Origin of the sequence: Prosthecochloris sp. (assembly GCA_015482705.2) — a bacterium.
GTDB lineage: Bacteria > Bacteroidota > Chlorobiia > Chlorobiales > Chlorobiaceae > Prosthecochloris.
Window position 1 is genome coordinate 19,398 of the sequence record JADMLA020000022.1, and the last position, 10,603, is coordinate 30,000.

9 protein-coding genes (1 of these 9 running past the window's edge) are annotated in these 10,603 nt (G+C 47.3%); 5 read left to right on the top strand and 4 right to left on the bottom strand.

Features of this window, described 5'->3' with window-relative positions:
• Positions 1–102: 102 nt before the first annotated feature.
• Genes QZ209_RS05020 through QZ209_RS05030 form a run of 3 tightly spaced genes read right to left on the bottom strand, consistent with a single transcriptional unit; the run spans position 103 to position 3,053 of the window.
• Positions 103–1,308, bottom strand: coding sequence for a multidrug effflux MFS transporter (locus tag QZ209_RS05020; RefSeq protein ID WP_294345229.1), 1,206 nt, complete (start codon positions 1,306–1,308; stop codon positions 103–105).
• Entirely contained in the window at positions 1,298–1,789 is a 492-nt protein-coding gene (locus tag QZ209_RS05025; protein WP_294345231.1) for a DUF1572 family protein, read from the bottom strand. Before QZ209_RS05025 ends, QZ209_RS05020 begins: the two co-directional genes overlap by 11 nt.
• 49 nt (positions 1,790–1,838) lie before the next feature.
• A complete protein-coding gene (locus tag QZ209_RS05030) occupies positions 1,839–3,053 on the bottom strand; it encodes a methionine adenosyltransferase (RefSeq protein ID WP_294345233.1) in 1,215 nt (404 codons plus the stop codon).
• Positions 3,054–3,269: 216 nt separating this feature from the next.
• Between QZ209_RS05030 and QZ209_RS05035 the strand changes: the two genes are divergently transcribed.
• Both QZ209_RS05035 and bshA read left to right on the top strand, forming a co-directional pair.
• Positions 3,270–4,235 carry a transposase gene (locus QZ209_RS05035; protein WP_294345236.1) on the top strand — a complete coding sequence of 322 codons (966 nt, stop codon included), beginning with the start codon at positions 3,270–3,272 and terminating at the stop codon, positions 4,233–4,235.
• Positions 4,236–4,299: 64 nt separating this feature from the next.
• Complete coding sequence (gene bshA / locus QZ209_RS05040) at positions 4,300–5,445, top strand: N-acetyl-alpha-D-glucosaminyl L-malate synthase BshA (RefSeq protein ID WP_294345238.1); 1,146 nt, start codon at positions 4,300–4,302, stop codon at positions 5,443–5,445.
• 162 nt (positions 5,446–5,607) lie between these two features.
• Here bshA and QZ209_RS05045 read toward each other — a convergent pair whose 3' ends face one another.
• The gene (locus QZ209_RS05045; protein WP_294345239.1) at positions 5,608–6,636 is read right to left on the bottom strand and encodes a rod shape-determining protein; all 1,029 of its coding nucleotides are present in this window, start codon (positions 6,634–6,636) and stop codon (positions 5,608–5,610) included.
• A 260-nt stretch (positions 6,637–6,896) separates the two neighbouring features.
• On the opposite strand from QZ209_RS05045, the gene hisD reads away from it, so the two are divergent.
• The 3 genes from hisD to acnB all read left to right on the top strand — a co-directional run.
• Positions 6,897–8,189: a histidinol dehydrogenase gene (gene hisD / locus QZ209_RS05050; protein ID WP_294345240.1), complete on the top strand. Its 1,293-nt coding sequence runs from the start codon at positions 6,897–6,899 to the stop codon at positions 8,187–8,189.
• 26 nt (positions 8,190–8,215) lie between these two features.
• Positions 8,216–9,241: a tRNA preQ1(34) S-adenosylmethionine ribosyltransferase-isomerase QueA gene (queA, locus tag QZ209_RS05055; RefSeq protein ID WP_294345428.1), complete on the top strand. Its 1,026-nt coding sequence runs from the start codon at positions 8,216–8,218 to the stop codon at positions 9,239–9,241.
• A gap of 335 nt (positions 9,242–9,576) precedes the next feature.
• On the top strand, positions 9,577–10,603 hold the 5' end (the start) of the coding sequence (gene acnB, locus QZ209_RS05060; RefSeq protein ID WP_294345241.1) for a bifunctional aconitate hydratase 2/2-methylisocitrate dehydratase. It continues 1,541 nt past the right edge of the window; 1,027 of the gene's 2,568 nt are visible here — the first part of the coding sequence; it begins with the start codon at positions 9,577–9,579; its stop codon lies beyond the right edge, outside the window.

Below are 10,603 nucleotides of genomic sequence, written 5' to 3' on the forward strand. Positions count from 1 at the left end.
GCTATTCATTTTCCCCGTTTTTTCGTGAATAGTGGCTAATGAACCACAAGCCACTTTTGTATACAATGGCATACCCGGTCGGCAGAGTGGAGTATTGGGCTCTCAACGTTTTCTGTCAACCAGTTGGATGATCACAAGAGCGGTGGTGCCGAGCAGGAGAAAACCCGAGATGAGCGGCAGGATGGTACCGTCATAGCTTTGGCCGATAACCGTACCGATTGCAAGGGCTGTGAAAGTCGAAAGTGAACCGATCGTAGAAGCTCCTATACCTGCTATATGGTCGAGAGGCTCCATTGCCAATGCGTTGAGGTTGCCGAACAGAATGCCGATGGTAAAGAAAAGAGGGATCAGGTAAAGCATGAACGACAAGAACGGAGGATGTCCGTTTTGTGCCAGGGAGAAAACAAGAAACACTCCGGAGAGAATAACGAAAGCCTGCATTGCTCGCAGGATAAGATTTTTCATGCTGAAAAATGTCACAAGTTTCGAGTTCATTAGTGTTGCAGTGCCAAAGGCAATTGCCAGAATCCCGAAATACAACGGGAACTTGTCGCCAAGTCCATATTGTATTTGAAGGATTTGCTGTGAAGAGTTCAGATAGCCGAGAAAAGAGCCGAAAATAAGGCCTGATATGATGGTATAGGCAAATGACTGGCGGGTGTTCAAGATTTCACGGACGCTCGATATGATCCTGACTGGAGAAAAGGGTATACGTTTTTCTTTTTCCAGAGTTTCTGGAAGCCGTAAGGAAAACCAGATGAGCGAGAAAAAAGCGAGGAAAAGAAACAATCCGAAAATCGATCTCCAGCCTGAAACGCTAAGGATAAGTTGACCGAGCGCGGGAGCAAGGATTGGTATGATAATAAAAAATGTCATGATAAAAGACATAACCTGCGCCATTTTCTGCCCTTCGTACCGATCTCTCACAATTGCTATCGAAACAACACGGGGACTTGCAGCACCCAGACCCTGGAGGGCCCGCCCTGCTAGCATCAGAGTGAAACAGTGGGCGAAAAGTGACAAGAGTGTACCTGAAATGAAAATGATAAAACCGATATAAATTGCAGGTTTTCTTCCTGCAGCATCCGAGAGTGGACCATAGAATATTTGACCACCGGACATACCGAGAAAGAGAAAGGAGATAATCAACTGGTTGGTGTTCTCATACTCGACGCCAAGCTCCCCACCTATTATCGTAAGAGCTGGAAGAACAGCATCGATCGACAGAGCGGCGAGTGACATCATCATGGCTAACAGTGCAACGAACTCTGCAAATATCAGTCGATCGCTGTCTGTATTACTGGACATTCAAATCCCGTCCTTTAAAGAAGTCAATGTCCGCATCGAAAAGGTATTTACAAAACCAGATAAACTGTCCGGTATGATGACTCAGGTGTTCAGTTGCATGAATGAGAATACCATAGCCACTATATTCAAGACCCTGTACGTGATAGGTTCGGGAAAGACGTTCGCTGTCGAGTGAGTTCACAACGGCAATACATTCCCCGATGGTTGCTTCAAATGCTTCACAGAGTGTATCGATGTTTGTGTCTGGCTTATCGTGAAACTCTTTGTCGCGATCACGAAAGATTATTTTATTGCCAAGAGTTTTGAGAATATACTGATTGAGATTGCCGGTTACATGAAGAACGAGGTTCCCTGGACTTGAAAGGTTAGGTGCGAAATCGTTCCAGAGTTCTGTTTCACCGACGCTATGAAGGCAGGTGACCAGACGTTTCGCGATGGTCTCGAGGTGTTGGTTGATGGAAGTGCAGAAAAGGTTCGGCATTATGTGCCACGATAAAAGTTACAAGTATAAGAGATGGTATGGTTATGTGTCAGCATATGCTGTATTTGCCTAAGGCGAGTTGTTCGATGAATACACCGATATAGGCGAGTTCGACCTGGATGATCGAGGTTACGGTTTTGCGAACATCGTCGAGATGGAAATCCTCGTCGAGGATGAGTTTTGCCGATGCCTGTAAAGGTTCATCGAGAGGTTGACCTATCTGGCTGCAAAGGTAAACGGTGGCCTCCTTGACTCCGTCAACTTCCTTGTGAATTCGCCTTGCGATTTCATGGCTGAGAACATTGTAGATTTTGCCGACGTGATTGACCGGGTTTTTCCCTGCAGCAGCTTCGAGACTTTGAGGGCGATTGAAGGTTATCAAACCGTTTACGCGGTTACCTCTACCTACCTGTCCACCATCGCCGCTTTCTGCAGAAGTGCCGAGTACTGTAAGGTATATGCCTTCTGCTCCTCGTTCCGGGTCGTCAAGTGTATTGAGCTGAACAGTGACGTTGTCGATATTTTCCTGTTTACACCTGATAAACTGGGTGATGTTATCCTGGATAATTTGTTTCTTCTCGAAATAAATCTTCTTGTCGCGAATATAACGATCGACGAAAGCGATTGCGACGGTCATTGTCAGGTCACGATTTTTCCTGAAAGCCATGACCTTGATATCCTTGCCTGTTTCAGGATAGGCATATTTGAAAATGTTCGAGTTGAGGTATTGTTCCGTTTCAAATACCAGCCGTTCCGTTTCGGTTCGCGGAGCATGTCCGACACCGACCGACGTATCGTTGGCTCCGATAACCGGTCGTGAGAACGTATCGGTAAGTTCGGATGAGCCGGGTTTGATTTCATTCTGGTATATGATGTTGACTTCCGGATCGACGAACCGCAGATTTTTGCGAAGCCATTTTTTTGCTGTGGCTTCGGCAATTTCGCCTACCTGAATGACCGTGCCATCATGAGTATAGGTTGCGCGATCGCCGAAAATGATTTTCATGGGCTCGATAACCTTTCCTCCGCCCGGTTGGGGCATGGTTCGACCGGCGACAAGCATACCTTTATCGATGTTGTGGTGCAGGATGCGTCCGAAGCGGTCGTTATATTCCTTACAAAGCGCTATACAAACGGCTTCCATGATGGAATCACACATGGTATCAGGGTGGGCGATGCCCTTGCGCTCAACGAGTTCTATCTGCTGTTCTTCAGCAGGAAGTGTCGAGGCAAGCTCGATTGAAATATTTCGTTGCTTTTTCATGGGAGGCGGTACAGAATGGATTTACACATATTTCTACATATCCATGATTTGGAATGTGTCGTAGGGGGTTTGGCTTTTATTGTAACGGGTATTCAGGTATAAAATGTTTCCTTGACAAAATATTGTATTAGGGACGTTCACAACAATTTAAACTAAATTTTCTTAAATTTTATTTTGATGTCAATCAGGCACTGGTTAACAATTCAATATGTTTCTATGCCAAGAGGAGCAAGGCTCGATGCACCAGGAACTCTACATCATGTGATGGTTCGAGGAATAGAAGGGAAAAACATCGTTCATGATGACGAAGACCGTGGATTTTTTGTTTCCTGCATGGGTGAGGTTGCTGTTGCAACCAAAACCTCAATCTATGCATGGGCACTGATGAGCAATCATGCGCATATTCTTTTAAAGAGCAGTTCACAGGGGCTATCTACATTCATGAGAAAGCTTTTGACAAGGTATGCTAGCTGGTTCAACAGGAAGTATCAAAGGCATGGCCATCTTTTCCAAAACAGATATAAATCAATTGTTTGCGAAGAGGAGCCCTACTTTTTACGATTGGTCAGCTATATTCATCTCAATCCATTACGGGCAGGTCTTGTCATGTCGCTGGAAGAACTGAAATACTATAAGTGGAGTGGGCATGCCGTCATAATGGGGAGGAGCCGGCATAAATGGCAAGATTGCAAATATGTACTTGAGTATTTTGCGGAAAATGATTCACGTGCTATAAAGGCTTATGAAGGATTTGTTTTATCTGAGAGTAAACTGGGGCGTCAACAGGAGCTAACTGGAGGGGGTTTGGTTCGATCGATCGGTGGGTGGTCCGAAGTGAAGTCACTCAGAAAACGGCGTCAAAAACAGTTTAGTGATGAACGAATATTAGGAAGTGGAGAGTTTGTTCGAAAGATGCTTGATGAAGTAGAGGAAAATGTCAAAGAACGGTTGCCAGCGGTTTCAATGGAAAAAGAAGCTGAAAAACGTCTTCATTGTGCGTGTGAAAAGGCAGGAATAATGGTTGAGGCTCTACAGGGAGGTTGTAGGATGAGGAAATGTTCGGCATTGCGAAAAACCCTCGCGTTAGAATATGTGCGAGAACTCGGAATGACTTACGCCGGAGCGGCGAAGCTTTTGGGAGTATCTGCGGCGGCAGTCAATCTTATTCTTAGGAGGAGTTGATCGTTTTTGGATGAATTTAAGTTTAAATAGTTGTGAACGTCCCCTAATTTTTTAACTGTTGATCATGAAAATAGGTATTTCCTGTCACCATACATATGGCGGTAGTGGCGCGGTGGCTACCGAGTTGGGTAAGGCTCTTGCTGATCGGGGGCATATCGTGCATTTTATCAATCGCTCGGCACCGTTTCGGCTGGGAACCTTCTCGAAAAATATCTTTTACCATGAAGTCGAAGCCGTACACTATCCGGTTTTCGAATGCCCCTTTTATTCACTTGCTCTTGCAACGAAGATTGCCGAGGTGGCGACCTACGAGAAACTCGATGTCGTGCATGCGCACTATGCTATTCCCCATGCGCTCAGCGCAATGCTTGCTCGTCAGATGCTTGAAGAGTCATGCTCGGATGCAAGATGTTTCAGGCTGGCAACGACTCTGCATGGTACCGACATTACCGTGGTTGGTGCGGATAGCAGTATGCATGGTGCAGTAAGGCTTGCTATCAATAAATCCGATGGAGTGACTGCCGTTTCGGAATTTCTCAGAAAGGAAACCGTAAGGCTCTTCGATCCGAGAGTCGAGGTTGAGGTTATCCCTAATTTTGTCGATACGGAGCTGTTTTACCGCTTGCCGCGTACCAAAGAAATTCGTGAACAACTCGAGCTTGACAGTGAAAAGGTCTGCATTCATATTTCCAACTTCAGACCGGTCAAACGGATTCGCGATGTATTGAAGACTTTTTATACGCTTGTACAGCATGTGCCTGCAACCCTGCTGCTTGTTGGTGACGGTCCGGAAAGAAGTGAGGCCGAAGTCTGGGTCAGGGAAAACGGTATCGCAGAACACGTTCGGTTCCTCGGCAAGATCGATGATATCGTTCCATTACTTTCCGTTTCCGACTTGATGCTCATGCCGAGCGGGGGTGAATCGTTCGGCCTCGCCGCTCTTGAAGCCATGGCTTGTGGTGTGCCGGTTATAGTGACGAACATGGGTGGTTTTCCGGAGTTTATCGGAAACGGTAAACATGGATTCCTCGTCGAACTCGGTAATGTCGGTCGAATGTCGGAAAAAGCCCTTGAGCTGCTTTCCGATGAGAAAAAGTGGGATGGCTTTTCGAAAAACTGTGTGGAACAGGCTCGCAAATACCATGTTTCCAGGCTTGTCGAACAGTATGAAGCGTTTTACACTCGGCTAGTTGAAGAGAAGAGAGGCTAGGGGAAAAAAGGCATAAGTTAGAGGGTAAAGGTCAAAAGGGGAGACGTATTGCATTGCGACGAACAACGATTTTTTTTCAGTTGTGGCTTGCTGTGGACTGGTTGTTTGTTTCCTTGGCAGGTTATAGCTTGAAGCCTGAGTGAATTGCAATAAGCTCTCCGATCAGTATCTCTTTGTCGGGAGGAGAACGGTCCGGTAATTCTCCAGGTCTTCAAGTACTTTTCCGGTTCCCCGTGCAACGGCGGTCAACGGGTCTTCGCTGATGTGAACGGCAAGTTTCGTTTCATCATGAATTTTCTTGTCGAGATCCTTGATGAGCGCGCCGCCTCCAGCAAGAAACAGTCCTCTGTCGAGAACGTCAGCCGACAACTCGGGTTTGGTTACCTCAAGGCATTTCTTGATCGAGTTGATAATCTGGCTGATTGGCGTTGTAATTGCTTCTCGTATGGTTGGAGAGTTGACTTCACGTTCTTCGGGAAGAGCGGTGACGAGGTTACGGCCCCTCACAGTCATGGTCAGCTCTTTATCGAGCTTGTTTGCCGATGCAATACGTATTTTAACTTCTTCAGCTGTTCTTTCTCCGATAGCGAGGTTGTAAGCCTTTCGGAAATGCCGCATAATTGAGTTGGTGATGTCGGTCCCTGCTACACGAAGCGATTCACCCGAAGCTATGCCACCAAGCGAAATTACCGCAATTTCAGTTGTTCCGCCGCCGATATCCACAACCATGTTCCCCATGGGTTCCTTGACATCGAGGCCAATACCGATCGCTGCTGCCATCGGCTCGGCAACAAGGTAGACTTCCTTGGCTCCTATATGCTCCGCAGAGTCACGAACAGCTCTTTTTTCCACTTCGGTAATGCCTGACGGGATTCCGATAACCATTCTACGGATACCAAACGAGAACTGGCTTTTGGTTTTTTTGATCAAACCTTTTATCAGTTCTTCGGTGGCTTCGTAATCGGCTATGACTCCGTTGGCAAGCGGTTTGATAGTGACAATTCCTGGATGTGTTTTTTCATGCATCAGAAGGGCATCCTGCCCTATAGCGACGACTTTGCCGGTACTGCGTTCCCTGGCGACAATTGAGGGTTCGTTCAGTACTACACCTTTATCACGAATAAAAACAAGTGTGTTTGCTGTCCCAAGATCTACGGCAATGTCTCTGAATAGATAACCAAAAAAGCTCATGTCTGTCCTGAATGTAATGTGTCTATGGTGTCGCTGTGCCTTGAAAAAAGGCTGTCGGGAAGGCGTTTTCCATCGCTTTCACTGAAGAGGTAAGGTAGGTAATGGAACAATTTTTTCAAATGAAAATCGTTGAAGAACTCTGAGTTTTTTCCAGGTATGATGCTGCTTTCGGAATGTGGGGGTGTGTTTCTTTAAATCACCTGTTTGTTTACATTAGGTGGAAAGATCTGTATTTATGAATTATCTAAAAGAACTGTGCCGTGTTAAGGTTGTTTACCTATGCCGAAGAAAAGTCGGAGCTGCAGCGTCACCTCAGTCGTAGTGTTACATTCGAGCCTGAAGTCCGGGAAGTGGTCCAGGAAATTCTGAGAAATATTGAAACAGGTGGTGATAGAGCGCTTTTTGAGTACACCGAGAAATTCCAGGGCTTCATGCCGGGAGAGATTACCGTTTCGGCGGATCTGATCGAGGATGCATATCGAAGCGCCGACAGGGACTTCATTGCCATTCTCGAAGAGGCATATTGCAACATAACCGCGTTTCATAAGCATGAGTCTGAGAAAAGTTTTTTCTGTGAGGGTGAAAACGGTGTTATTCTCGGCCAGAGGGTGACTCCACTCGAGAGGGTTATGCTCTATGTGCCGGGCGGAAAAGCAGCCTATCCTTCTTCTCTTCTCATGAATGTCGCTCCAGCTCAGGTTGCTGGCGTTCAAGAAATATTCTTGACAACACCATGCGACAGTGAAGGCAGGGTGAGTTCTCATATCCTTGCGGCAGCTCATGTTGCAGGAATCGATACGATATACAAGTTCGGTGGTGCACAGGCGGTTGCGGCTTTTGCGTTTGGCACTGAACGTGTGCCGAAAGTCGACAAGATCACCGGGCCGGGCAACAAATACGTCGCTCTGGCGAAAAAAGAGGTTTTCGGTCATGTTTCCATAGACAGCATTGCCGGGCCTTCCGAGGTGGTTGTAATTGCCGATGATTCGGCGGATCCAGAGTTTATCGTGCTCGATCTTTTTGCACAGTCCGAACATGATCCTGACGCTTCATCGGTTTTGATCACCGACTCGGCAGCGCTTGCGACAGCTGTTACATCTCTGGCGAACGAAAAGATCTCTACAATGCAGCGGGCCAGCATTATTCAAGAGGCTTTGGCGGCAAACGGTGCGATTGTTTTAACCAAGGATATTCGTGAAGCATGTGAGGTTTCAAACATAATCGCACCGGAACATCTCGAGCTGCATGTTCGTGACAGCTGGGAAATACTTCCTGACTTGAAGCATGCCGGTGCGATCTTTATGGGGAGTTATTCCTGCGAATCGGTGGGCGATTATTTTGCCGGCCCGAACCATACTCTTCCGACTAACGGAACCGCCCGTTTCTTTTCACCGCTTTCCGTTCGTGATTTTATCAAACATACCTCTCTTATCTCTTATTCTAAAGAGCAGCTTGGTTTGTCGGGTGAAAAAATTGCGCAATTTGCCGATCATGAAAATCTTCAGGCCCATGCCGAGGCGGTCAGAGCCAGGCTGAGAAAGCTTGGCCGATAGAGGTTCATCGAGGCGAATACCGTATGATGAAAGTCAGTGATTACGATTATGAACTGCCTCAGAGCAGTATAGCGATCTATCCTCCAACAGATCGTGGAACAACCAGGCTCGAGGTGCTGCACCGTACTACAGGGAGTATACTGCATGCTGCGTATGCTGAACTCGGTCGCTTTATCGAGCCGGGTGATCTTCTTGTTCTCAACAACAGCAGAGTGGTTCAGGCCCGATTGTTCGCCCAAAAAACAACCGGAGCGAAAGTTGAGCTTGTTTTGCTCGAAAAGCATGATGACTGTCAGGATCTGGTAATGTACCGGGGACGGTTGAAGCCAGGAGACGTGCTGCTTGTCCATGGGAATAAGCTGCTGGTTTCGGCTGTAGAAGGAGAGGGGGTTGCAAGAGTGGTCTGCCAGGATGGGAGAAGTGTGCCGGATTTTTTTGCTGATTATGGCGATGTGCCTATTCCGCCTTATCTGAAAAGGGCTGCCGAGGAGGTTGACCGTGAGCGTTATCAGACGGTTTTTGCAGAAATACCGGGTTCGGTTGCCGCACCGACCGCTTCGCTGAACATGACCCGTGAGCTGCTCGATTCTCTTGAGGAAAAGGGTGTTGTTTTTGCTTACGTCACCCTTCATGTCGGGCTCGGTACGTTTCTGCCTATCAGAGGTGATGATCTGGATTCGCATGTCATGCACCGGGAGTACTACTGCATACCCGCCGACACTGTAAGAAAGATCCGTGAAACAAAAGGAAAGAAAAAAAAAGTGGTGGCAGTTGGAACCACGGTGACCCGTTCGCTTGAACATGCCGCTTCGTTGATCGAGCAGCAACAATCACCCGGAGAAATTACCGGTGAAGCAGACATCTTTATCTATCCGGGCTACTCTTTCAGGGTTATCGACGGCCTTGTTACCAATTACCATGCACCCCGATCCACAGTTCTGATGCTTACCGCGGCTTTTGCAGGGTGGGAAAATCTGAAGCATGCTTACGAAGAGGCTCTTGTCAGAGACTATAGGTTTCTCAGCTATGGTGACAGTATGCTGATAGTGTAGGAAATCTCGAATAGCCAGCAGTAATGTTCGGCCACACCGTTGTACGGTGCCCGGAATACTCATGTACTTCTGTCCGCTCCGGTTCCTGTTTTTCGCTCGCCTTGCCCTCGAACTTTTCTCAACGGTTATTTTCAAGCTTGGACTCTGTCCAACGATCTTGCCGCTTCGTTAACCGTAGCCAATCATTGAACTCGTTCGTCTTACATCGTAATTGTTTTTTTTAAAGAAGTATACTAACTTTACAGCTTTGCCCGCCTCAAAGCGGGACGCTATCCTTCCTTTTTGTTAGAACACGATTTTCAAAAGCATAAAAAAATCACAAGGAGAACGACGTAATGGGTCTTATACAAGAATATCGGGCACACACGGATGAGAGGGCGCAGAACGGTATTCCGCCACTTCCTTTGACTGCGGATCAGGCACGTGAATTGATCGAGCTGTTGCAGCAGGATCCAGTAGAGGACCAGGATTATCTGCTGACACTTTTCCGCGAGCATGTCAGTCCCGGGGTTGATGACGCGGCATTCGAAAAAGCGGCATTTCTGGATCGCGTTGTTAACGGTGATGCGACGTGTGCCGTGATTTCCGCGGTTGACGCGGTTAACATTCTCGGGACCATGCTTGGAGGGTATAACGTCAAGCCTCTGGTCGATGCCTTGTCGCATGATGATGGCGACGTTGCTTCCGCAGCTGCTGAAATGCTCAAAAAGACCCTTTTGGTCTATGAGTCGTTCGATGCGGTTGCAGAACTCGCCAAGTCGAACAGTTTTGCGAAAGAGGTCATGGAATCATGGGCCAATGCAGAGTGGTTTGAAACGAAGCCAGCCATTCCGGAAAAAATGACACTGACGGTTTTCAAAGTACCCGGCGAAACAAATACAGATGATCTTTCTCCTGCAAGTGAAGCGTTTACAAGAAGTGATATTCCGTTACATGCATTGAGTATGCTGCGCTCAAAAATGGAAGATCCTATCGGGACTATCGCCGAGCTTAAGAAAAAAGGCAATCCTGTTGCTTTTGTCGGTGATGTCGTCGGTACCGGTTCAAGCAGAAAATCAGGCATCAATTCTGTTCAGTGGCATATCGGTGAAGATATTCCTGCCGTGCCGAACAAACGTACAGGCGGTGTTGTTATCGGCGGTATCATTGCCCCTATCTTTTTCAATACAGCTGAAGATTCAGGTGCTCTTCCGATCCAGACCGATGTCACTGCCATGGAGACGGGGGATGTCGTTGAGCTTTATCCTTACGAAGGAAAAATTGAAAAAGACGGTACTGTTATCGCTGAGTTCAAACTCGAGCCCAACACTCTTGGTGATGAAGTGAGAGCCGGCGGAAGAATTCCTCTGATCATCGGCCGGA